Annotated in this window: 22 protein-coding genes and 1 tRNA gene; 11 read left to right on the top strand and 12 right to left on the bottom strand. The window is 35.7% G+C overall.

The window, feature by feature from the left end:
- Nucleotides 1–62: 62 nt before the first annotated feature.
- Nucleotides 63–136 (top strand) — tRNA-Asp (locus tag SCA31_RS19680).
- A gap of 178 nt (nt 137–314) precedes the next feature.
- Here SCA31_RS19680 and SCA31_RS19685 read toward each other — a convergent pair.
- The 3 genes from SCA31_RS19685 to SCA31_RS19695 all read right to left on the bottom strand — a co-directional run bounded on the left by SCA31_RS19685 (nt 315) and on the right by SCA31_RS19695 (nt 5548).
- Nucleotides 315–1496: a phosphatidylinositol-specific phospholipase C domain-containing protein gene (locus tag SCA31_RS19685; RefSeq protein WP_410698718.1), complete on the bottom strand. Its 1182-nt coding sequence runs from the start codon at nt 1494–1496 to the stop codon at nt 315–317.
- Nucleotides 1497–1515: 19 nt separating this feature from the next.
- A complete protein-coding gene (locus tag SCA31_RS19690; protein ID WP_410698719.1) occupies nt 1516–4362 on the bottom strand; it encodes a TonB-dependent receptor in 2847 nt (948 codons plus the stop codon).
- A 136-nt stretch (nt 4363–4498) separates the two neighbouring features.
- Complete coding sequence (locus tag SCA31_RS19695) at nt 4499–5548, bottom strand: helix-turn-helix transcriptional regulator (RefSeq protein WP_410698720.1); 1050 nt, start codon at nt 5546–5548, stop codon at nt 4499–4501.
- An 88-nt stretch (nt 5549–5636) separates the two neighbouring features.
- On the opposite strand from SCA31_RS19695, the gene SCA31_RS19700 reads away from it, so the two are divergent.
- The 4 genes from SCA31_RS19700 (at nt 5637) to SCA31_RS19715 (ending at nt 8791) form a co-directional block, all read left to right on the top strand.
- The gene (locus tag SCA31_RS19700; protein ID WP_410698721.1) at nt 5637–5825 is read left to right on the top strand and encodes a hypothetical protein; all 189 of its coding nucleotides are present in this window, start codon (nt 5637–5639) and stop codon (nt 5823–5825) included.
- Between the two features lie 285 nt (nt 5826–6110).
- A complete protein-coding gene (locus SCA31_RS19705; protein ID WP_410698722.1) occupies nt 6111–6413 on the top strand; it encodes a hypothetical protein in 303 nt (100 codons plus the stop codon).
- Between the two features lie 463 nt (nt 6414–6876).
- Nucleotides 6877–7635: a response regulator transcription factor gene (locus tag SCA31_RS19710; RefSeq protein ID WP_410698723.1), complete on the top strand. Its 759-nt coding sequence runs from the start codon at nt 6877–6879 to the stop codon at nt 7633–7635.
- A gap of 112 nt (nt 7636–7747) precedes the next feature.
- Entirely contained in the window at nt 7748–8791 is a 1044-nt protein-coding gene (locus SCA31_RS19715) for a L,D-transpeptidase (RefSeq protein WP_410698724.1), read from the top strand.
- Here the strand turns inward: SCA31_RS19715 and SCA31_RS19720 are convergent.
- From SCA31_RS19720 to SCA31_RS19730, 3 genes are all read right to left on the bottom strand, one after another.
- Complete coding sequence (locus tag SCA31_RS19720) at nt 8784–9311, bottom strand: hypothetical protein (protein WP_410698725.1); 528 nt, start codon at nt 9309–9311, stop codon at nt 8784–8786. The genes SCA31_RS19715 and SCA31_RS19720 overlap by 8 nt on opposite strands.
- 3 nt (nt 9312–9314) lie before the next feature.
- Nucleotides 9315–10634 carry a PDZ domain-containing protein gene (locus SCA31_RS19725; protein WP_410698726.1) on the bottom strand — a complete coding sequence of 440 codons (1320 nt, stop codon included), beginning with the start codon at nt 10632–10634 and terminating at the stop codon, nt 9315–9317.
- A gap of 121 nt (nt 10635–10755) precedes the next feature.
- Nucleotides 10756–11394, bottom strand: coding sequence for an alpha/beta hydrolase (locus SCA31_RS19730; protein ID WP_410698727.1), 639 nt, complete (start codon nt 11392–11394; stop codon nt 10756–10758).
- A 319-nt stretch (nt 11395–11713) separates the two neighbouring features.
- Here SCA31_RS19730 and SCA31_RS19735 point away from each other — a divergent pair, with 319 nt between their 5' ends.
- A complete protein-coding gene (locus SCA31_RS19735; RefSeq protein ID WP_410698728.1) occupies nt 11714–12145 on the top strand; it encodes a hypothetical protein in 432 nt (143 codons plus the stop codon).
- Nucleotides 12146–12191: 46 nt separating this feature from the next.
- Here SCA31_RS19735 and SCA31_RS19740 read toward each other — a convergent pair whose 3' ends face one another.
- A complete protein-coding gene (locus SCA31_RS19740; RefSeq protein WP_410698729.1) occupies nt 12192–12830 on the bottom strand; it encodes a response regulator in 639 nt (212 codons plus the stop codon).
- Entirely contained in the window at nt 12820–14793 is a 1974-nt protein-coding gene (locus tag SCA31_RS19745) for an ATP-binding protein (RefSeq protein WP_410698730.1), read from the bottom strand. The genes SCA31_RS19740 and SCA31_RS19745 overlap by 11 nt, the downstream gene beginning before the upstream one ends.
- 199 nt (nt 14794–14992) lie before the next feature.
- Between SCA31_RS19745 and SCA31_RS19750 the strand changes: the two genes are divergently transcribed.
- A complete protein-coding gene (locus SCA31_RS19750) occupies nt 14993–15415 on the top strand; it encodes a hypothetical protein (protein ID WP_410698731.1) in 423 nt (140 codons plus the stop codon).
- A gap of 72 nt (nt 15416–15487) precedes the next feature.
- On the opposite strand, the gene tyrS is transcribed toward SCA31_RS19750, so the two are convergent.
- Nucleotides 15488–16783 (bottom strand): tyrosine--tRNA ligase, encoded by a 1296-nt coding sequence (tyrS, locus tag SCA31_RS19755; protein ID WP_410698732.1) that lies wholly within the window; start codon nt 16781–16783, stop codon nt 15488–15490.
- 210 nt (nt 16784–16993) lie between these two features.
- Here tyrS and SCA31_RS19760 point away from each other — a divergent pair, with 210 nt between their 5' ends.
- Both SCA31_RS19760 and lipA read left to right on the top strand, forming a co-directional pair.
- Complete coding sequence (locus tag SCA31_RS19760; protein WP_410698733.1) at nt 16994–17554, top strand: RNA polymerase sigma factor; 561 nt, start codon at nt 16994–16996, stop codon at nt 17552–17554.
- Nucleotides 17555–17693: 139 nt separating this feature from the next.
- Nucleotides 17694–18560: a lipoyl synthase gene (gene lipA / locus SCA31_RS19765; RefSeq protein WP_027374985.1), complete on the top strand. Its 867-nt coding sequence runs from the start codon at nt 17694–17696 to the stop codon at nt 18558–18560.
- 223 nt (nt 18561–18783) lie between these two features.
- On the opposite strand, the gene SCA31_RS19770 is transcribed toward lipA, so the two are convergent.
- Nucleotides 18784–19683 (bottom strand): AraC family transcriptional regulator, encoded by a 900-nt coding sequence (locus SCA31_RS19770; RefSeq protein WP_410698734.1) that lies wholly within the window; start codon nt 19681–19683, stop codon nt 18784–18786.
- A gap of 179 nt (nt 19684–19862) precedes the next feature.
- Here SCA31_RS19770 and SCA31_RS19775 point away from each other — a divergent pair, with 179 nt between their 5' ends.
- Entirely contained in the window at nt 19863–21065 is a 1203-nt protein-coding gene (locus SCA31_RS19775) for an MFS transporter (RefSeq protein WP_410698735.1), read from the top strand.
- 74 nt (nt 21066–21139) lie between these two features.
- Here SCA31_RS19775 and SCA31_RS19780 read toward each other — a convergent pair whose 3' ends face one another.
- A complete protein-coding gene (locus SCA31_RS19780) occupies nt 21140–21520 on the bottom strand; it encodes an STAS/SEC14 domain-containing protein (RefSeq protein WP_410698736.1) in 381 nt (126 codons plus the stop codon).
- Between the two features lie 115 nt (nt 21521–21635).
- Here SCA31_RS19780 and SCA31_RS19785 point away from each other — a divergent pair, with 115 nt between their 5' ends.
- On the top strand, nt 21636–22841 hold the full coding sequence (locus tag SCA31_RS19785; RefSeq protein ID WP_410698737.1) for an NAD(P)/FAD-dependent oxidoreductase: 1206 nt from the start codon (nt 21636–21638) through the stop codon (nt 22839–22841).
- Between the two features lie 138 nt (nt 22842–22979).
- Here the strand turns inward: SCA31_RS19785 and SCA31_RS19790 are convergent, their stop codons facing one another.
- Complete coding sequence (locus tag SCA31_RS19790) at nt 22980–24581, bottom strand: DUF4139 domain-containing protein (RefSeq protein WP_410698738.1); 1602 nt, start codon at nt 24579–24581, stop codon at nt 22980–22982.
- Nucleotides 24582–24611 lie beyond the last annotated feature (30 nt).

Raw genomic sequence — 24611 nt, forward strand, 5'->3', positions numbered from 1 at the left:
AGGTCGCGGGTTCGAGTCCCGTCCGGATCGCAGAAGTTTTGTCAATTTACTTTAAAAAAATTGATCCGGTAGTTCAGTTGGTTAGAATGCCGCCCTGTCACGGCGGAGGTCGCGGGTTCGAGTCCCGTCCGGATCGCAAGAAGTCTTCTAGAAATAGAAGACTTTTTTTTGTTTATATCATGCGTTTTTATTTCTATAGCTTTTGTATATAGTGAGCTTGTAAAGATGAAAAGGTGATTTACTGTAAAGAATGTAAGAAATCTTAATGAAATACTTAAAAAGCCGGTTTCAGAAAATAGAACCGGCTTTTTAATTTACTTACATGAAGTATTGACTGGATTATTAAGATAATCTCTTCCCTGAGGTGGCTGTACAAAGTAAGGAGTACCATAGGTATTTCCCGGACGGAAAAAATCAGTGGAGATAACCTGGGCTCCGCTGCTGAACGCTGCTTTAGAACGTGAAAAATCATTGATCTTGGCTTCGTAGGTCTCAATGTCTGACCTTGTTCTTACCATATAACCTTGTTTTACCAGATCCTGAATCTCTTTTTGTCTTACAATGGCATTATCCCGCAATATGAATCCGGCAAAGGAGTCTTCAGGTTCACTGTTCAGAAACATTATTCTTTCTTTTAGAGAACCATCTATAAGGTAAGGGTTGTTTTTAGAAGATAAGGTTCCTGCACTGCCGGGTAACAGCATAAAGATAAACTTTCCTTTGCTATCATTGAGTTTGGGCCAGTTATTGTGAGTTACGGCCTCTTTTAAAGTGCTGTATTTCCCCTGAACTTCTTTTGGAGTGATAATCTTATCTTTTCCGAGATACTTTACAATTTCTGCATCCAGATCATCATAAGCATTTTTGTCGAATGGTAAAACCTTTGTGCTGTTTTCAAGAATAGGAAACCCTGAATCTTTTGCTTCAATCATCATAAAAATAGGTGTATGGTCGGGATGTTGGTCTGACCATGCTTTAAGGGAGGTAAGGGCATCTTTCAAAGTCGGATAATGGGTTCTGAAATCAATATCAGCCATATGTAATACTTTAAATCCAGGTTGATCCAATCCTTTGGTAGTAAAAGGAGCTAAATCTTTTACTCCTTTTGCTTTTAAAGCTTCATAGGAGGCAGGATGCCTGAATCTGCTGCCTTCCGGATCATAATAAACGTCTATTTCCAGACCACGGAGATTGGCATTAAGCTGTTCCGTAAAATCAGGATGGTCATAGTTTAATCCTTCCTTTATGTCCATTCCGTTCGGATGGTATTCCTTGAACTTTGCTTTTTGTTCTTCAGACATCATACTGTCATATTTTTGCATCATTCCTTTAATGATGGGGGTGACCATATCCAAAACTTTAGGATCTGCCGGCTGAGCGTATGAATTATGCGTTCCTACAATCTGCAGTTGATTGATCTTTGGATTTTTACATTGACTCTGTGCCTGTACTAATGCTGTCATACAAAATACAGCGCCGTATATATACTTTTTCATTGATGAATAAAATTTTTAATTAAAAGTTGTAAGTGAATCCCATTTGCCCACGCATTCCTGAATAGGAAATATTTTCTACACGGTTTTTTACTCCCATATAGTAGCGGTTGGGCTCATTGAAAATATTGTTAAGTTCTACAAACAGCCGAACTTTCTTTGAAATGCTGTAAGAAGTAGAAAGATCCACCGTAAAGTTTTTATCGAAATATTGGTAATGATCTGCCCCGGCAGCAGCTCTGATCTCACTTACATAATTTCCTTTATAGTTTCCGGCAACACGGAGCATCAGTTTACTGGTTTCATAAAATAAGATGGTATTGAAGATATGTTTGGCCTGATTTGGAATCGTAGTAGACATAGTTCCGGTCTGCTGACCGTTTTCATAGATTGGCATATTCATTTTGGACGAGATATAAGTGTAATTCCCTTCAAAACCTAAATTTTTCAAAAATCCCGGGAGATTTTCAAAACGCTTGGAGATTCCAAGCTCAAAACCAAACAGTTTTGCTCCTTCCAGATTTTTAGGAGCAGTGAAAGTGTAGGTTCTACCTCCAATATCTGCCACCGACTGATCTTTATAAATAAGATTGGTAATGTCTTTATAGAACACTCCGGCTGTAATCAGATCCAGTTTTCCAAAGTAGTTCTCAAACATAAGGTCAAAATTGTTGGAAAATGTAGGATCCAGCTTAGTATTTCCCTGAGTGATCGTGTTGGTAATGTCGTTTACAATGGTTCCGGGATTGAGGTCATTGAAATCAGGTCTTGCAAAAGAACGGGTGTAGGCAAGCCTTAGAATACGGTCATTGCTGATATTCCATTTCATGTTGACCATAGGAAGCAGGACATTGTAGGTTTTCCTATCTTTAATTTCTTCTATTTTATTATCCTTGTCTGAAACTACTTTTTTACCCCAGAATGTAATGTCATTGTATTCATTTCTGAAGCCTCCCAATACCTGAAGCTGATCAGTTATTTTCCAGGTTCCCATCATATAAGCTGCCCATACATTTTCGGTACCACGGTAAGAACTTGTAATATTGGAACTGCTGTCTTTACTGCTTACCTGTATCATGCCTAAGCTATTCTGTGTCGTTGGATTGTACATTTGATCGATCTGTCCATTAGTAATCTGATCAATGATAACCGGGTTATAAGGATTTCCAAGAGGGTTCATAAAGCCGCCTCTATAAGGGAATGCCTCACGTTCAAGCTGGTTCATATAGGGTATAGGGGTTCCGGGTATTCCAAGAGAAGATTTAGGCATCCATACCAATAAAGAACTGTCGACAATTTTATTCTTATTGTTATATTTCGTTCCGAATTTAAGTTCAAAGGTATCAGATACCTTATACTTTAAATCCATCTGCCCTCTGAGGTCTGTTTCACTGTTGTGATTCTGGCTGAGAATAACTTGATTTAATTTCAGTTTATCTGCTGCTATAGCTTGTTGGTTATAAGGTAAAGTATAGCTTCCGGTATCTCCAATGCCGTCAGGAGCATCCATGGCCATATACTTTCGCCCATCAGTGGAAAGATTCCCATAGGTCATGGACTGTACAAAATTGACCATAGGATAGCCTCTTTCGCCTTTATCAAGATTCTCCGGAGAATTGAATTTGAATTCTGATCGTGCTTTAGATAATGACCAATTCACTTCCAAACGTTGCCCCACCTGATGATTTCCACCCAGCTGCATAGAATAAAGGTCCGTAAGATAATCTGCATGGCGGGCCTGGAGTGTTACATTTTTATTGTCAAAATTAAAATAAGTTTCCCTTACAGATTGCCCGTCCTTGTATTGGCTGTATAAACCTTTAAAATATAGCTTATTTCTGGTATTGATCTCATAATCCAAGCCTAAATTAAACCCAAGTGTTCTTCGGTTGGCCAGATAATCGCGAAGCTGCAACTGATTAATAGAGTAGGAGGCTGTTTTGTCCTTCAGTCCATAGTTGAAAATATTTCTCATCTGATCTATAGCTGTAGAGCGCTCCCAGATCACAGCAGAAGAGATAAACTTCAGCTTATCGGTAATCTTGTTTCCGTAGACAATTGAAGAGTTATATGTAGGAGATTTCGACATATTGACGTATCCGGTAGACATGCTGATGGCTAAAGTTTCTTTATTAGGAGACGTTTTGGTAATGAAATCTACATTTCCACCAATAGCATCTCCATCCAGATCAGGAGTTAAGGCTTTAGATAAGCGAACATTCTGTATGAGTTCAGAGGGAAAGATATCCATTTGTACACCACGGTTGGCATTATCACCACTTGCACTAGGCATTCTGTTACCATTTAAAGTAGAAGCAGTCCATTGTATAGGGGTTCCTCTTACCGCTACAAAGCGTCCTTCTCCCATATCACGTTCAATAGATACTCCCTGCATTCGTTGTACAGCATCTGCTGCGTTACGGTCCGGAAGTTTTCCAATGGCATCAGCAGAAAGTACTTCTGTGATGGTGTTGGAGTTTTTCTTCATGGTAATCGCTCTGGCCTGCGAAGCTTTGTATACACTGGTAACAATGACTTCCTGAATACTGTTTTCTTTAAGCTTATTTCCGAACTTAACCAATCCAAGATCTACCTCCTTTTTATCTGCTATACTGAAAGGAATGTAAACAGTATCATATCCCTTGTATTCTACAACAAGCTTGTAGCTACCATCATGAACATTATTCAGAACAAATGATCCATCGGTGTTGGAAGTAATCTTTTGCCCGCTGTTTTCAATAGACACCAAGGCGTTGGGTAGGTTTCCCTGACTGTCTACTACAGTTCCGTGAACTGAGGTTTGTGCAAAGGCCAAAGGGCCCAAAAGAAAAAATGCTGCTTTTGTTAGAAAAAGACTTTCTCGTGACATCTTAGTGAAATTTTATGCAAAGATGTCAGCTCATTAAAAAGTTTTAGTTCATTTAAATTTCAAACAACTGTTTCTGTAGAGTTCGAAGCGAACTTTGTTGTAAATCAGCATATTACCAATGTTAAATAATTGTAACTTAGTGAATAAGCTGAGAAGGAAGACAATCAAATTCTTTCTTAAAATATTTGTAAAAAGTAGATTTGGATTTAAAGCCACATTGAAAAGCAAGATCAATGACACTGGCAGAAGGATCTTCAGATAATATCTGCTTAAAATGCTGAATACGGTTTTTGTTGGTATATTCGTGGAAATTGGTAGTGAGATGTTTATTAAAAGTAATGCTTAAATCGGCTTTACTTATTTTTAAATGACTGGAGAGCTGATCCAATGTAAATTCTTCATCCAGATAAACATGACTTTCCTGATAAAAAGAGACAATAGCATTTTGTACCGCATCAAAATCTATTTTTGAAAGGTCTTTATACTGATAGGTTTCCTTAGGTGCTGAAAAGTGAGATGTATTCTGTTGTTCCAGCAGTCTGTGTTGGTACGTTAAAATATAAACGTACAAAATCCATCCAAACTGAAAAAGGAATAACAGACTGTAGATCTTTTGATAGATCAATGTATCCCAGCCTAATTGATAAACGACCCAAAAAACCAATACTCCCAATAATACATAGCTAACCAGATAACGGAAATTACTGGCCACGGGATGAGTGATGTTTTTACGATACCTTGTCAGAAAATAAATACAGATAACAAGGCAGGCCAACCAGTAATAGCTATAATAACTGAAATAAGCCTGATAAGATTTGATCGCCATATCTGCCCAGGACAGGTCAAATATCTTTGCAGTCAGGGCGATAGCATGATGAACAACAACTAAGGTAAGTGGAATAATCAGATATTTAAGCTTGTCTCTCCATTTTGAATGAATTAAATAAGTGGTAATGTATAGGAAAATGAGCCCTTTAAAAACACGGAGGCTTCCCGGGATTTCATACAGAACAGGCTCATAGCCGAATCTTTGAATAATGAAATATTCATATCCCATGTCTAGTGCAACGACTCCGATATACAATAGCAGCATATTCAGGACAGATTCCCTGTTTTTGATGAGATAGAGTAATAAGGTGAGGGTGATAAGTGCCTGTAGTACAACTACCATAATGATATATAACATGATAACTGATATTTTGTCAAAATTATAGATAATATGGGCATGGTCTCTTTAACAAATTATTAAATATTACTCAGGACATCAATAAAAGATGATTTTTGCAGATTCAATAGTTATCATTATTTTAGCAGTTAAAGCAGAATTTGATGTCAAAAAAGAAATACATTTTATGGTCAATACTGAAGACCTGGTTGATTTCAACAGTTATTTCAATCGTTCTTCTCATTGTATTTATGACATTGACCAGAGAACCGGTAAGGGAGCATCCAAGAAATTGTGATATGAGTGGGCTCGCTTATGCCTTTGTGATTTTTTGGATATTATTTCTCAGTATTTTATCATTGAGCAGTCTGTTTTCCCTTTTAAAGTCATTTCATGGAAAAGTGCAAGAAGCCTTATGTTGGTTCCTGCTTCCCTTAATTTCTTTCGTTTTATATTATTGCACAGTTGCAGACGGAAAAATTAATAGGGATGATATTGCTTTATTTCTGATTACTTATTTGCCTTGGTTTGTTCTTTGGGTATTTTATTACAGTAAATTCAATTCCCGATTCAAATAAAATTGATGAACTTCATAAAAAGACAATTTAAAAACTGGACCCTATTCCTTATTTTAGGCTTATTAACCTTCATAATAGGAACTGTAGTTGCCATTATGTTGATGACGGGAGTTTCAGCACCAGATGCCTTGTATGGAATATTTATCATGCTATGGATGATTCCTGTGGTGCTGGTAACTGTTATTGATAGGATCTTTGTTTGGAAACTTGGTAATAAGGTTGTAAATAAAATTCAGTTTTTTATACTGTTATTCATTGCGTTTTTATGGATGGTAAGGGCTTTGGCTAATCTGGCACAAGGTTATTAATGGGGCAAAAAAAAATTACTGTCAAATGAGACAGTAATAGTAATGATCTGTGATAGGGTGTAGATCAGTGTATGTTTCTAAGCAGAGATTTATGCTGTTTAAAAGGCTGATCTTTTTGAACTGCTTTACATTCGGTCCATGTCATTTAATATTTTTGTCTGAATTAGGGGTCGCATTCTAAGTTATTTACGATAAAAACTTCATTTGACGAATCAACTTTTTTAGACCGAATTGTGTGGGCAGCTTCTTTATATCATGGTTATTGATGACAATACTATAGATAGTCTGTATGTACTGATTTTTAGACTCATCTTGAGATGGTTTTCTAACAAAAAGTACAATCATGCAAATCGTTTGCAAAACTATATCACGGCATTTTGAAAGTCGCTACACTTTTGTGTAGATTTGTGGTATCAAATCAAAAACTATCCTTTAGTGTAGTAAATAGATGTTTTAAAAAAAAATGGAGCGAATTAAAAGATTTTTCAATGATAAAAATGAGGTCAGTAAAGATGCTGATATTGATTTCAGCCAGTCAGGAGATTATCTGGAGGCTATAAAGGCTCTTGCAAGAACCACTTATCAAAGTCTTTATGTCATCAATTATCAAACTAAAGGATTCGAATATGTCTCAGAAAACCCTCTCTTTCTGTGTGGTAAAACCTCGGAGGAAGTAAAGGAGCTGGGATATGTTTTCTATTTTCAGAATGTAAAACCTGAGGATGTAGAGATGCTGATTAAGATTAATAAGGCAGGATTTGAGTTTTTTGATACAATTCCGATAGAGGAAAGAAAACTATATTCTATTTCCTATGATTTTTATCTTATCAATAGCCAAAAGAATCTGGTGCTTGTTAATCATAAGCTTGCACCCATGTTCCTTACAGAAGAGGGACAGGTTTGGAAAGCTTTATGCGCTGTATCACTTTCTAATAATAGCTCTTCAGGAAATGTAATGCTTAGCAAGGAGGGTTCCAATGAAATTTGGAGGTATGATCTGACGGCAGAAAAATGGGAAAAAAGCGAAAAAATAAAATTATCTTCCAGAGAATATGAAATTTTAAGTTTGTACGCTAGTGGATTGACAATTAATGAAATAGGGTCTAAACTTTTTATTACGGCAGATACAGTAAAATTTCATCGCAAAAAGCTTTTTGAAAAAATTGGAGTTAACAATATTGCGGAGGCATTATCTTACGCTAAAACCAATAAATTGCTTTAAAAAAATCTTTTTACCACCGTTTTTTTACGGTATTTTTCAGAATGTCTTTTGGGATTCGATTTTAGGTCTGATATTTGTACTGGGTAGCCAAACTAAATGACCTGTTTTATTTATGAAGAACATACTTGTGAAAAAATCATTTCTATATGCTTGCTTATGTGCAGTATTCCTTGTTTCCTGTAAGAAAGAAATAGAAAAAATAAGCGATACTTTTAAAGATACTGTTTCCGCCTCCGAAACTCCTGAAGCAGAAAAAGATTCTATAAAGAAAGATTCTGTGCCTGTGGTGAAAAAAGAATCTGTTCCGCCTGTTATGCAGGAGAATGGTTTCTATAACGCATTTGTCATTCCAAAGGATAAAAAAATGAGGGACTCCTTATATGCAGAGTTCAGCAAAAAATATAACGAGAAAGAACGTACAGCTATTTTAGCCTTAAACAGATTGGATTCTAAAAGCAAATGGAATGCTGATACATTGGTAGTTCCTGCTAAAATAGATACTACGCTAATGGCTTACTCCCCGTTCCCCATGCAGCTGGATGTGCTAAGTGGGGTGAAAAAGTTTGTAATATTCTCATATCCTATTCAGGCATATGGCGTGTATTCCAACGGAAGCCTTGTTAAATGGGGCCCGACGAGTATGGGGAAGAAGACAGCACAGACGACCAGAGGGCTTACATTTGCCAACTGGAAAAAGAAATTGTCTATTTCCACAGTAAGCACTGAATGGAAGCTTCCTTATAATTTTAATATTCACAACATAGGAGGTATTGGATGGCATGAATATACCCTTCCCGGATATCCGGCTTCACATTCTTGTCTGCGATTACTAAGAAAAGATGCACAATGGTTGTATTCCTATGCTGATACTTGGATATTGAATCCTGGTGGTGCTACCACAAAGGCAAAGGGTACGGCAGTAATGGTCTTCGGTGATTATAACTGGGGAGGAAGAAGACCTTGGAAAAAACTTCTGGATGATCCCAATGCCAATAATATTTCAGTGGAAGAACTTACGAAGCTATTGGAACCGGATGTTTCAAAAATGCTGAAAGAGCAGGCTAACAGAGAAAAAGTAGCCGACTCCATTAAAACAGCAAGAGCCATGGCTGCACCTGCTCCAAACGAAAGACCTTCAGATACGTTGTCTAAATAATTTTCTTTTCAAATTGTAAAGTAGATTCTTCAGCAAACCGTCTTAATTTAAGCATTTCTTCTTTTCCTTTGTGTTGCCCAAACCTTGCAGCGAGATAAGTAAGAAGAATAAAAAATAACATAACAAAAGAAGCGCTCAGTGCCCAAGGGTATTCGGCGCTTTTTATTTGTTGTTCTACATAGTACATGGTGAAAAAGGTCATCCAAAGAATAGAAAAGGAAAAATATAGAAACATAAAAAATGTCCATACTGCAGAGCTGGGGCCGAATACTCCACGTATTACAGTATCATCATCCTCCATTTCAACTCGCAGCGCAAGGCGGGGTTTCCAGTAATTATCATATTCTGTTTCTACCCAAATGGTAGCAACTTCCTTGTTGATATTACCAGAAAATTCATCTTTATGCTCTATGAGATATTTTTTAAGGTTTTCGGCATATTCTTCTTTCGTAAGATGGGTAAACATCTTAAATCTCGGTCGGGTTCTTATTCTGTCTAAGGTAGTTTCTTCGGTTTTCATATTCTATTCTTGATAGGGAATTGGGTCTTCTAAAGTGAAACGTAAAGTGAGCACTTCGTTTTTTCTTTCAATAACCATAATAATACTTCGTCCTTCATCAGATTTCATGAGTTCTATGATTTTTTCCAGGGTCATATCTGAGGATCTATTCCCATTGATACTGATAATTCTGTCATCTTTTTGTAAACCTGCTTCATAGGCAGGAGAATCTTTCCTTACCCCTGCAATAGAAAATATAGGTTTGAGGCTGAACTTATACTGAAAGGAATTCTTATATCCTTCAGCTCCCATGGTTGCTAAGTTCTGAGTTTCAATGTTAATTTTGTCCTGCTTCCATTCCAGACCATCCTGTTTGAAATCTAATCCACTCATATTAAAATGAAAAGGATCATTAAAGTTTCTGTTTTTCCTCAAATATAGTTTTTTGTTAGGATAATCAAAAATCACTGTAAACCGACGTGTAATTTCTCCACCAATGGAACCTTTTCTGTTTTCTACAAGATTCACATGCTGAATAGAAAATTCATCGGGCATGGCAGTAAGTGGTTTTTCAAATTTAAAATCTCCCAGATAAAAGTTATGAATTCTGCTTCGTTTACCATAAATATCTCCATTGAATCCCCGTCCGAGGAAATCGTCAATATTGGGTCTGTTGTACACAAAGTTTTTGATGAGGGCAGGGAAGAGCCATATAGCATCACTGTTTCCAAGGTCAATTAACAGTTTTGAATCCTTTTTTTCACTGGTCATTTCCACACCGGCATAAAGATAGGGCTTGTCTCTCTCAATGGTGATAGGAAGTTCTTCAAACTTTCTTATTTTTTTCTTTAAAAGGTCAGTGTTCTCATAAACCGTGATTTTTTTTGAAATATAATCTATGAAAATAGGATGATCCTTGAAGAAGTGGTAGCCTATAACTCCGTTTACAGGGATTCCCACGTGGGATGAAATATTGAACTCTTCATCAATAATCACATAAAGAGCCATAGAGGTATTTACTAGGACCTCTCCAATTCGTCCGATATTGCGATCAGATTTTAAGCCATCAATACTTAAACTTCCGCCAAGACCTGAAAATTTTATCTTTTCAACATTTCCAAGTTTAAGTTCCTTATTCTCCAGACTGAAAAGAATGGTTTCTGCAACTCCGGTATCTAATAGAAAGGTAAGCTCAGCGCCGTTCACGTTAATAGGAATAAAGATCAGGTTGTTGATAAACTGAAAAGGAATAACTGCTTTTTTTGTATTAATTAACTCAAAAGAGTTCTGGGCATGGGCAAAAATGCATAAAAGTAATCCCAGTAAAAAGAGCCTTGGTTTCATTTACTGAATTTACTGAATTTATCTTTATTGTAATAAAAAAACATTCCAAATACAGGAATGTTTGTATAAACTACAATAATATAGTAGTATTTGTTGAATTTATTTGAAATTTGACTTTGGCCTATTTAGAGAAAAATTCCATTAAATCCATATAGTTTTTCTGATTGACACCATGCCCGCTCATATATTCTCTGAAAGTGAAGTAACAGCTTAGGTCATATAGAAGATCAGCAGCCTTTCTTCCCCATTCAAGTGGTATAACAGCATCATCTGTACCATGAGATACAAAGAATCGAAGTTTTTCCAGTTTCTTTTTGTCCTTTACAATACCATCCAGAATTTTTTCTTCAGGATAAGAACTCATACAGGCTATTTTATTAAACAGTTCAGGATATTTAAGTGCCAGAGCATAGCATAATATTCCTCCCTGACTGAATCCGCATAGGTGTACATTACTTTCAGTAAGCCCATAATGATTGATCACTTTTAGTATACTTTCCAATACCGAATGTAAAGACTCCTTGGCTTGGGAAACATCCATAAAGTTTTCAGGTTCATTGAAATTGATATCAAACCAGGAATATCCTTCAAATTGTGTGTCTCTGGGAGCCCTGAAGCTTACAATAATCCAATCATTAGGAAGGGTTTCCCTAAAGCTGAAAAGGTCCTGCTCATTGCTGCCGTAGCCATGAAGCATAAAAAGTATAGGAGTAGTAGAGGTAATGTTTTCCGGCTCTCTTACTATGTAATCTAAATTCATACAGCAAATATAATTAATAAATTACATTGTAAATCCTAACTTTTGCTATTCAAATAATAGTCAATTTTAATCATGAAAAGGACAGACAGAAACCATTGAAATCTAAATGCATATTTCGGCTTTCACTATTTAAACTATATCCCGTTATTTTATGTTTAAGGATTGGTTATTTGAATTGTATTATTGGATTTTATAAGATGATTTTACTTTTTATCAATTTGATATTGTTTGTAAATTTTTATTGGAAATTTTCTATAAAAATTATTTTTATATTAATAAAAAACTTATATTTGAAACATTAAAAAATCTATTTGGAGAAATGAAGCAATTTTACAATTCAAAAAGTTTACTTAGACTTTCTTTTTTATTCGTTTTATTATTTTCGGCAATCACTGTTTTGAATTCCTGTAAAAAGGATGACGATGAAGAATTTCAGGATCATATGGTTCAATTTGAAGTGAAAACAACTGGAGGAGGAAAAATCATATCTGTTGTAAGACAGGTAGGTACCACTCAAAATACCATTTATGATACTCCAACATCCCCTATAACATCCCCTTGGACTAGTGGAGATGTATGGGTGAATTCCAGCCAGGCACAATTAAACCTTGATGCTAACGCAACATTACCAGATGATAATGCAGAGCTGATTATTAATCTTTGGATAGATGGAGAAATCGTAAGAACTGATAAGAAAAAAGGAAAAGGGGTAGCAGTTGCATCAATCGATTTCAGTTTCTTGGAACCGTAAATTAAAATATTTTAATATAAAAAAAACCGCTCGCAGAGCGGTTTTTTTATTCTTCAATCATATGAAACTGTATGGCATAGTTAACGAGTTCCGTAGAGTTTTTTGCCTGAAATTTCTGTAGTAGATTCTTACGGTGAGTATCTATTGTAAGCGGACTTAAGAATAGTTCTTCCGCAATCATATTACTTGTTTTACCTTGGGCTACCAGTTGGAGAATCTGTTTTTCCCTTTTAGTCAGCCTTGGAATTTGCAGTTCGTTTTGAGAAGGCCGGCTGATGATCTGTTTGGTTTCATTACAGAAAACAATATCACCAGATAACGCTCCCTTTATGCATATCACCAGTTCATGTATTGAGGTGTTTTTCAAAAGATAGCCACTGGCTCCATTTTGTATAGATTGCATAATGATGCTTCTTTCAGAACGGTTACTGAACATAATTACTGAAATATCAGGGCCTATTTTTTTAATTTCCCTACACAGCTCTGTGCCATTGACATCAGGTAAAGTAATGTCAAGAAGAATAATATCTACCTTGTTGGATTTTATAAAGCTGATAATTTCAGAACCAGATGTAAAGGCTCCCACTATATTGATAAAAGGCTGACTGTTCAGCATCATCTTTATTCCTTCGATGACAATGGGATGATCATCTACAATAACAATATTTATTCTTTCATTCTCCATCTATATTGAGTTCTATATTAATTGTGGTCCCTTGATTGTCCGAACTGATTTCCATATTTCCTTTCAGGTAATCAACCCTGTTTTTTAGATTTCGGAGTCCCATGCTTTTAGTCTTTTGTTCAGTATTATTTTCAAAACCTTTACCGTTGTCCTCAATGGTAATGAAGAAGTTTTTTCCAGACTGAGAACATTGTAGTAAAATATTAGTGGCTTCAGCGTGTTTTATGGCATTGGCTAATAATTCCTGTACAATCCTGTAGATATTGAGTTGAATGTTTAAAGGCAGATTTTTTTCAATATTGATGGCCTGAAAGTCGATTTCAAGATCTTTTCTGTTATAAAATTCACATAGATCATTGATTGCAGTTTCCAAACCAAAATTAAGCAATGATTCAGGCATCAGGTTTCTTGCAACATGCCGAAGTTCACTCACGGAATTGTCCAGCTGTCCCAAAATCTTATAAAATTCTTTATCCTCTTCATAATCCAAATGATTGGCAGACCAGGTTGAAAAATTAATTTTTACCCCTGCAAGCATTCCACCCAAACCATCGTGAAGATCTCTTGCAATACGTTCTCGTTCTCTTTCTTCACCATCCAGAATGGCTTTGGTTAATGAGAGTTCTTCTTTTTGTTTAATCTCATTGATCCTTTGTTCCGATATCTTTTTATTTTTTCTAAAGATGATAAAAAGGAAAATCAGAAGGCTTATAACGAGTAGTAATACCAGACTTAGCCCCCATAAATAAGAGTTTTTCTTATTAACCTCAAGATCTTTCTGGTTTTTTTCAGCATTTAAGGTCGCAATTTTTCTTTCTTTTTCTGCAGCATTAAACTTAGATTCAATTTTATTGATCTCAAGTTTTACATTTTCAGTATTTAGACTGTCATTAAGCTTAGAGTATTTTTGCTCCCATACCAAGGCCTCTTTAGAATTTCCCATTTCCTCATTCAATACAGAAAGCTGCTTATAAATAGTCTTCCTGTTTCTGAGATCAAGCGCAAGGGATTTTTCAGTTAAAATGTTTTCCAGTACATTTTTAGCCTCGTCATATCTTTTTAATTTTCTCAGGATGTCATATTTGTTAAAATAAAACATCTGGGCCAACAGACTCTGATTGAACTTTTTTGTATAAAAGATTCCCTTTTCAATAACGGGTAGCGCCTCTAAGTTTTTTTGCCTGGTTATACCATAAAGAGCTTTACTATAATAATAGAAAGCATTGACTGAAGATTCCGGATAAGGATTGATTAGGTTTTCAGCTTTATCCAAAAACTTTTTGGCTTCATCTCCTTTTGCCTGATAACAGTAATTATTGGAAAAGTTTAGGTAGGTGAAAAATAGCTCGGAAGACTTAGGAAAACCTTTTTCGAGAATTTTCAACGCTTTCTTGTTGTACTCTTCAGATTTTTTTAATTCAGCATTGTAAGTAAGAATTACAGCAAATTGAGTATATAAAAATCCCAGGTTTCTGCTGTTTTCATATTTTTTGGCCAATGGAATACTTTTTTCAAATATGGTCTTTACTAAAAAAGGATAACCTTCCTTATCTTTCTGTGTTACTCCATAGCTATACCATGCTGAAGCCTGAAGGAGATCCGATTCTTCATTTTTAATCTTGGATAGCGCTTTAATAGCCTGTTGATAAGATACCCCGGCTTTCTCTTTGTTTCGGTCCAGGTAATACTGAGCCTTGTAATAATCATATTTTGCGGAAAGAAGAGGGTTGCCTTTAATCAATGCTTTCCCTCTTTCCAGATACTTTTTACTTAACAAGGAATCAGTGTTTCTGTAATAATTTGATAAGATAAAGTAGGCATTGGACTTTGAAACACCAGAAGAATTAGTTCTTACTATATTTTGTAAACTGTCCAAATAAGGTTTCTCATTGAGCGGAGTTATTTGCTGTGATTGTAGACTAAAGGACAGCAATATGTTTAACAGGATAAGTAATCTCTTCATTAGATAATCAGTTCTGTAGAATATTTTTAACTGTTCAATTTAATTAAAAAATTTAGTATAAAAAATACCTGAATTTAGGTAGAAAAAATTACACATTTTTCAGGATTGATAAAGTTTGATGACTCCAATAGCTTTGCAGGTACAGAATCACTACTCATAAAATATTAAATAAAGTAACTAAATTTTAAACAAAAAGATTATGAAAAAAACGGGAATGAGTCAACTGTTAAGAGGAACATTTTTTGTATTGTTGGCAACCATGTTATTCGGGTTTGTAACCTCTTGTAGTAAAGATGATGATGATGATAACAATGTGAATGGAGCAGGTAAAAGTCATAAAGTAGTTTTTAAAGCTATCGCTTCTTCAGGAAGTAACATCAGTGGAGCGGTATACGGAATTGATGGTAATCCTACAACAGCAACAAGCCTTAGCGGAACGACGTGGACAAGTCCTGAAGTAACATCTGAAGCAGGGGCTTATAATGCAAATGTAGCAGTAAATGCGCTCGGAGCCAATGCTTCTTCTACTTTAAAAGTTCAAATCTGGGTGGATGGAGAATTGAAGAAAGAAGGAACTTCCAGTGGTGAAATCTTAGCAGCTTCTGCAAGCTATGTATTTTAAAAATTAATAACTTTCTAAATAAAACGGGTGCCGAGATCAATCTCGGCGCCCGTTTTTTATATTGTCGTTAAACTAGATTACCTTTACTATGAAGTAACTTTTTTTACCTTTTTGAAGCAATAAGAATTTACCATCAATAAGGTCTGTTTCGTTAGCTGTAAAAGTATCATTTACCTTTTGCTTATTTACAGAGATTGAATTTCCTTTCATTTCTCTCTGAGCCTCACTTTTAGATTTCAGGAATCCTGATTTTTCAGAAAGAAGATCAATAATGTTGATTCCCAATACATCTGCTTTTGCAACCTCTTTTTGTGGAACTCCATCAAAAACCTCAAGAAATATTTCTTCATCAAGGCTTACTAAATCTTCAGCTGTAGAACGTCCGAAAAGAATCTCAGAGGCTTTAAGAGCTTTTTCATACTCTTCTCTTCCATGTACCCAAACGGTTACTTCCTCGGCTAATTTTCTCTGAAGCTTTCTTTCGTGTGGGGCCGTTTTGTGCTCTTCAACCAAAACCTCAATTTCCTCTTTTCCAAGGAACGTGTAAAACTTGATGAATCTTTCAGCATCTTCATCCGTAGCATTCAGCCAGAACTGGTAGAATTTATACGGAGAAGTTTTCTTTTTATCCAGCCAGTAGTTCTCTCCACTTTCAGACTTTCCGAATTTGGAACCATCAGCCTTTGTAATCAAAGGAACCGTTAGAGCAAATGCTTCTCCTTGGGCTTTTCTACGAATCAATTCTGTTCCTGTAGTGATATTTCCCCACTGGTCAGAACCTCCCATCTGTAGTTTTACATTATTATTCTGGTATAAGTGAAGGAAATCATACCCTTGAATCAACTGGTACGTAAACTCTGTGAAACTCATCCCATCAGCACCTCCGTCTCCTGAGAATCTCTTCTTTACAGAATCTTTAGCCATCATGTAATTAACAGTGATGTTCTTTCCTATATTTTTAGCAAAATCAAGGAAAGAAATATTCTTCATCCAGTCGTAGTTGTTTACCAGTTCAGCTTTGTTAGGCTCATCACCTGCAAAATCTAGGAATCTAGATAGTTGGTTTTTCAAACAATCCACATAATGTAAAAGAGTCTCTTCATCCAAAAGGTTTCTTTCTGCAGATTTTCCGGATGGATCACCAATCATACCTGTAGCTCCTCCTACCAAAGCAATGGGCTTGTGCCCGTGCTGTTGAAAGTGAGCAAGGATTTTTATCTGAATAAGACTTCCGATATGTAAAGAATCGGCAGTTGGATCAAAACCAATATATGCAGTTGTTACCTCTTTATTCAGTTGTTCATCGGTTCCGGGCATCATATCAGCAAATAGACCACGCCATTTCAGTTCTTCTATAAAGGAATTCATTGATTTTTACTTTAAAATTTAACGGTGCAAAGATAGTAAATTCAGAAGTATGAACGGCAAAAGGATGAAAAGGCAAAATTGCAAATTCTTATTCTTAAGAGAAATTTATATTGATGTTCATAATTTACTTGTTTTACTCTTTCTCCTCTTTACTTTTTTACCTTTTCCCAGATTTGCCTTTTTGCCCCAAATAATCTATATTTGTTATTAATGAACGACGAACAGCTATTTCTGCTCATCCAAAAGGCCAAGGATAAAGACCAAAAGGCACAGACGAAACTCATCAATGTTTTTTGGGTGGATGTTTTCTCCTTTGTGATGAAGAAAGTAAGAGATGAAAATGATGCCGATGAAATCACTGTAAATGTTTTTTCTAAGGTGTTGTCTAAATTAGATATGTTCGATCCACATTTTCAGTTTAAAACCTGGATTTTAACCATTGCTCAAAATACGGTTATTGATTTTTGGAGAAAGAAGAACCGTGAAAATGAAGATGCTGTTGAGAATCTTGATGAGGTTAAAAACCAATACGCAAAATCTCCTGAAGAAATTCTCATTTCTGAAGAAGAGCAAAAAAAAATTATCAAAACCATAGAATCTCTTGACGCCAATTATCAGGACATTATCAAACTAAGGTTTTTTGAAGAAAAAAGCATTAAGGAAATTGCTGAAGAGTTGGGTATTTCCGTGGCCAATACTAAGGTAAGGGTGATGCGGGCTAAAAAAGTTCTTGCCGAATTATTGAAAAATAATGAGTTTGAGGATAACTGATTATAGTCATTATTCTCACTGAAAATCTTAGCATTTCGACGTTTTCCAACACATTTACATTTATATTATTAGTTTCATCAATTTTTCCAGTTGATGGTTTCCATTAAAAAATCCTTAACTTTGAACTTCAATTTTAGAAATGGAAAATTCAGTTCAAGACACTACCGTTCAAAAACCAAAGTGGATTCGTGTAAAACTTCCTACCGGAAAGAATTACAGAGAACTAAGAACCTTGGTTGATAAATATAAATTAAATACCATTTGCCAAAGCGGAAGCTGCCCCAATATGGGTGAATGCTGGGGAGAAGGTACAGCAACGTTCATGATTTTAGGAAACATCTGTACAAGAAGCTGTGGATTCTGTGGCGTAAAAACAGGAAAACCGCTTGATGTAAACTGGGATGAACCTGAAAAAGTGGCTCGTTCAATCAAATTAATGAAGATTAAACACGCTGTTCTTACCTCTGTAGATCGTGATGACTTGAAAGACATGGGATCTATTCTTTGGGGTGAAACAGTAAATGCTGTAAGAAGAATTTCTCCGGGAACAACCATGGAAACATTAATTCCGGACTTCCAGGGAATTACAAAGCATCTCGATAGATTGGTAGAAGTAGCTCCTGAAGTGATCTCTCACAATATGGAAACTGTAAAACGTTTGACCAGAGAAGTGAGAATCCAGGCGAAATATGAAAGAAGCCTTGAGGTTTTAAGATATTTAAAGGAAGCAGGACAAAGAAGAACTAAAACAGGGGTAATGCTTGGTTTAGGAGAAACTAGAGATGAGGTTTTCCAAACGATTGAAGACATCAGAAATGCCAATGTAGATGTTATTACCCTAGGGCAATACCTGCAGCCAACTAAAAAGCATCTTCCTGTAAAAAAATTCATTACACCGGAAGAGTTTGATGAGTTTGGAGATTTTGCAAGAAGTCTAGGCTTCAGACACGTTGAAAGTTCTCCTCTTGTAAGAAGTTCTTACCATGCAGAAAAACATATACATTAAAATATAGACCGCTCAGTGATGAGCGGTTTTTTTAGTTTAGATGAGCGGTTGTAGAGAGTGGATGATAGGGAGAAGAGGTTAGAGGCTAGGGAAGTGGGGTTCCTTAACTATATAGAAACTATTTTCATCATTCCTCTCTTTTGGAGCGGTATTAAAATCTATAATTTTGACAGGATGTTTTTCAAGTCACTCACATCAATAAGGACTTTTTTATCTTAAAAATCTATTTATTACAGGAAGAGTCCCTCGTAATAGTTCCTATCCGCCCATTTATTTCAATAGGCTTAAAGTGTTTTCTTTTAAACTCTGACGGGGTTTCATCAGTATGCTGCTTAAACAGTTTATTAAAATACGACAGACTTTCAAAACCCACCTGAAAACAGACTTCCGTTACAGAATAATCCTTTAGCAGATATATCTTTGCCTGATTGATTCTGTAATTATTTACAAAATCTGTGAACGTCATATTGGTTTGCTTTTTAAAATATCTACAAAAAGCAGGAGTGCTGAGGCTAACGATTTTGGCAATTTCATTCACATTCGGCTTCTTATCGTGATTCTCATGAATATAGTTGTAGATGGTTCCCATTCTGATCTTATCATTCAAAAACCATTTGATCCTTGTATCTTCTTTGTTGAGTTCTTTTACCTCCGAAGAGTTTGCCAGAATCTGTAAAATCTCAATCATTCCCATCAATGACTCAAAAGAGTTTTTATCTTTAATGATTTGAAGTTTTTCAACAACAATGTTTTTTGTTTCCCCAAAGAATGATAATCCAAGGTAAGACCTAGCCAGTAGTTTTCTGATGTTTTCAAACTCAGGAATTGGCAGGATAATGTCCTGAAGAAAATTTTCACGCATTTGCAGTACCAGTTGTTTGCATTCTGTTTGGATGCCATAGTCAAAATTAAGATGGGGAACATTGGAACCAATCAATAACAAATCACTGTCAGTAAAACCAGAAATATTTTTTCCAACATGCCGGATTCCATTGGATGCTTCCACATATACCAATTCAATTTCAGGATGATAATGCCAGAAAAAACAGTTTTTCAGAGAAGGAGAAAATAGCTTGAAAGATTTCCCTTTTTCAAACTCAATAATTTCTTTCTGGATTTTCATTTTGTTCTGTTTTGATTATTTGTGAATTTAAAATTAAATAAAAAGGTTAATATGGAGCAAATTTTTATCATTCAAAGAGAAGTAAAATCCAATCTTTCTTTCGATTTTTGCACTTTCAAAATATAAGATGGGCAACCATTCTAAATTTCTACAGATTAATTCAGAAAAAGAATATACCAATGAAGATTGATAAAAGAATAATACCACTGGCAATAGGTGGGTTGGGAATAGGAACCACGGAATTTACCGTTATGGGACTATTGCCTGATATTGCAAATACTTTACAAATCAGCATTCCGCAGGCGGGACATTTAATTTCTGCCTATGCTATGGGGGTAGTTATTGGGGCTCCTCTCCTTATCGGGTACTCAGTAAAGTTTCCTCCTAAAAAGGTATTGATTGCCTTTATGATCCTTTTTACACTATTTAACGGACTTTCTGCTATTGCACCGAATTATACAACCATGTTGATTATTAGGTTTATGTCTGGGCTTCCTCATGGAGCATTCTTTGGAGTAGGAACAGTTGTAGCTTCAAAAATGGCCGGAAAAGGTAAAGAGGCATTCTACATATCAATGATGTTTACAGGACTCACAGTCGCCAATCTCGCGATGGTTCCCTTGGTAACGTATATTGGACATACTTTCCATTGGAGATGGTACTTTGTTATTGTAGGAGTGATTGGACTTTTTGCCTTATTATTTTTGAAATTATGGCTTCCTTCCATGGAAGCAAATCAAGATACCCATTTTCTGGAAGAACTGAAATTTCTGAAAAATAAGCAATCCTGGTTGGTACTGGCTATCACTGCGATTGGGTTTGGGGGGCTTTTTACATGGCTTAGCTACATTACCCCTTTAATGACAGTTATTTCAGGAGTTCAAAGCAGTCAGATGGCCTATGTAATGGTTCTTGCCGGAGCCGGAATGGTGGTTGGTAACCTCGTTGGGGGTATTGTTTCAGATAAGCTGGGACCGGAGAAAACATGTGCTGTTCTCATCTTTCTGATGATGATTTCCCTGATAGGCGTATTTTTCCTTTCCGAGTATCAGAATATTGCTTTCATATTGACATTTATGTGCGGGGCTTTATCAATGTCTATTGCAGCACCTATTAATATTATGATGATGAAAGCTGCACCAAGAAGTGAAATGATGGCTGCTGCCTTTATGCAGGCAGGCTTTAATATTGCTAATGCCATGGGAGCTTTTCTTGGCGGTATTCCTTTGGAATATGACTTGCCGTTCAATTATCCGTCACTGGTAGGTGTGGGAATGACCTTTATAGGATTTGTGATCAGTGTAAGGTATATGTATCTGTATGGTTCTAAAACGTCTAATGAAGAGGAGATGGCTCAAGAAAGTGTTTCTTGCGATAAATAAAGAAATTAATTTAGACTTACAATAAAAATAGCCTGTTTCTACGTCGGAAACAGGCTATTTTTTTATTAATAGGTTTATACCTCTACTTCATTGCCGTTTTTGCACCAGTAGAGCGCATTGTATAAATTTTCTTTTGGGAAAGATTTAAACTCTCCCGGCATCAGAACACTGAAAATATCCGTAAAATTCTGAACGCTTTGCTTGTCTGTAACAATCGCTGCACGATTCCACTTTGCCAGGTTTTTGAATCCTAAAAGTAAATCTTCAAGCCATGCCCCCATGGTAAACTTATCCAGATCAGTATCCAAGTACAGTAAGTAATTCAGCTCACCAAATTGGTCTACTTTCTCTTTCACACGCGGAATTACCAGTTTCTCAAAATCCTCTTTTGTTACTTCTCCGGTTGCACTGAATGCCGCAACATTCTCCGGAACTTCTGGAATAATTGTTATCATAGTGAATATTTTATGGTGGTTGGAACTTAATAAAGCAACAATAACTACACCATAATTTCCACATAGATTGTTAAAATAGGTATAAATATTGTTATTTTTAATATAAAATACTAATATGGATCTCAAATCAAATGAACCTTTTTGGCTTTTAAAAAATGGATTGATGGCTTCCTATCCGTCTTTAAAATCTGATGAAAAATGTGATGTCTTAATTATTGGCGGCGGAATTACAGGAAGTCTTATAGCGCATCAGATGATAAAAGATGGTCATGAAACAATTCTTATTGATAAACGGGAACTTTGTAACGGAAGCACCTCGGCCACAACTTCAATGCTTCAGTATGAAATAGATGTCCCTCTTGATGAGCTGATCAGAAAAATAGGAAAAAAAGGTGCTGTTGAAAGTTATAAAGCCTGTTCAGATGCTATTGATGTTATTGATGAAATTTCAAGACAGATAAGATCCAATGCCGGATTCAAACGTAAAAAGTCACTGTATTTTGCTTCAAAAAAGAAAGATGTAGAATGGTTGAAAAAAGAATACGAGGCCAGAAAAAATGCAGGTTTTGAGGTGAAGTGGTTAAATTCGGAACAGATCCTGAAGAATTTTGAATTTGAAAATACCTATGGCGGAATAGTATCCAGGCAGGGAGCCAGCATTGATGCTTTTCAGTTTGCTCATGAATTGTGTAAGCACAATGTAAAGAAAGGGTTGAAAATATTTGATAAAACTGAAATGATAAATGTGGAATATCACAATGGTTTTAACCTTGCCACAGTAGACAGTGGATTTCAGATTAAGGCAAAAAAAATCATCTATTGCATAGGCTATGAAAGCAAAAATCTGTTGAAAGAAAATTTCGTGGACCTAAAAAGCACCTATGCTGTTGTTTCTGAAGTAGATAAAGACAAGTTCAAAAATATCAATAACACATTGGTTTGGAATACGGATGATCCGTATATCTATATGCGTACAACGGATGATGGAAGGTTGTTAATTGGTGGTGGAGATGAAGATTTTTATAATGCTGAAAAGCGTGATGCTCTATTGGAGAAAAAGAAAAAAGAGATTTTGAAAAACCTCAAGAAAATAAAACCTGATTATCATTTTTATCCCGACTTTGTGTGGGCAGGAACTTTTGGTGAAACTAAGGATGGACTGCCTTATATTGATGAACATGAAAAATTCAGGAATTCTTATTTTGTACTAGGTTTTGGAGGTAACGGAATTACTTTCTCAGTGACGGGTATGGAAATGGTTTCCTCATTTTTAAAGAATAAAAAACACCCATTGTCCAGATACTTTAAATTCGGAAGATAGCTTTTATATAAACAAAGCTTGTCCCTTAAAAATAACTAAAGTGTTTAATCTTTTGCGACTTTTGTGGTTTATAAGTGTATTAAAAAAAACAGTTTCAAAATAAAAGCGGTGACTAAACTTTAGTCACCGCTTTAAAGATTATCTGCTATAATATTGTATCTGCATCTCCTTCGGATACTTTACTTCATAAGAGAAGTTGATCTTTTCAGAACCTCCGGAACTGATTTTCTTGTTCCAAAGAATACTTCCTGTTTTTTCATCAAGACTTCCATCACCCAAATCTATCGTTTTTACCATAATCTTGGAATTTTCACTGATAGGCAGCTGGTCCAGAACCTCCAGTTCAATGCTTTCCTTGGTATTGTTTCGGATGCTTATCTGGTAAGACTCAGTTTCCCATTTATTTGAGTTCATCGGTTTTTGGGAGGTCTTGTCTTCCAGCTTGATTCTTTTTACCGTTATTCTTTCATCCACACCAAGGGAGATCGGGAACTCATCTTTCACATAATTGCTGGTAATATTAGTTTTTCCGATATAATTATCTTCAAAGTAGATATTGGCCTCGCCATTGATAAGATTGAGGTTCTGCCAGTTTTTTACAAATGCCATCAGAAAGACCTGATTGTTAACCTTTGGAACTGTGTGGTATTTGTAGGTAGCATCAATGTGTTTTTTATCCAGAATAACATATTGTTCTTTCTCCTGGCTTAAAATTGTTTGACTATAGTTCAGTTCATAGATTACATTCATCTGGTTATCAGAAACAGAAGCAATAGGAACCTGACTTGGCCTTGCTATGGCATCCTCCCTCATTTGGTAGGCATTTACGGCAGCTGTTGTTTTTTTAAGCTTATAGTCGGCAATTTCCTGTATTGGATTGTGGATTGTATATTCTGCAACATAGAGCGGAGAAAGGATAGGTCTGTCCTGATTGTATGATGGCCTGTAAGTAGACACAAACAATTTTATATTTTTCCAGTCCTGTCCGGTTTTCTGATAGATTTTCCCTTTATAGACCATTTCAAGAGGTTTCTTTATAGATTCCGCACGGAGATCATAGGATGGTACCCAGCCAGCATCAGAAACAATATAGCTTACTCCAAGATTCAGACTGATATCATTATCTGCAAGAATTTCAAGCAAAAGCTCTTTTCTGTTGGTATTTTTATGAGTTTGTTCCTCTGCAGCTTGCTTGTTGAGCTTTGCAATATTTTCATCCATTGTAAATTTCTGTTCATTCAGTGAAAATATCTGATTATCAATTTCCAGCATTCTCTTTCTATAGAATTCTGTAAGCTTAATGAGTTGCTCTTGTGGTGTAGATTTATCATTGGTAGATACTTTTAAATTATCATTGATGATATTTTGCTCACCAGTAAGGTTTTTAACCTGAATATTCAATAGGTTTACCTGTCTTTGAAGCTTTTTTCTTTCATCATCAAGCTTCTTTTCACCATCAGATAATTCATCATTTTTCAAAAAATTACTTTGAGGGGTGATCGAAAGAAGAGTGGTATTTTTTTCAAGATTGATTTTATAGGTATTTTCATCCAGATCATTGGGTAGATTGACAATTCTTACCATATTCCGTCCTTTCTGAAGACTCACATTGGTAGTTCCAAAGACTTTTGCCCCCTGAAGAAATACCGTAGCCTGCTTTACATCAATTTCCTTTTTTATTTCCTGTGCTTTTAGGAAAGCAACCGAAAATGTCATGAGTATTAAAAAATAGCGTTTCATCGTTTATTATTTTAAATTATGAAGTAAAAT

This window comes from Chryseobacterium sp. SIMBA_028 (assembly GCF_046535285.1).
Classification (GTDB): Bacteria; Bacteroidota; Bacteroidia; order Flavobacteriales; family Weeksellaceae; genus Chryseobacterium.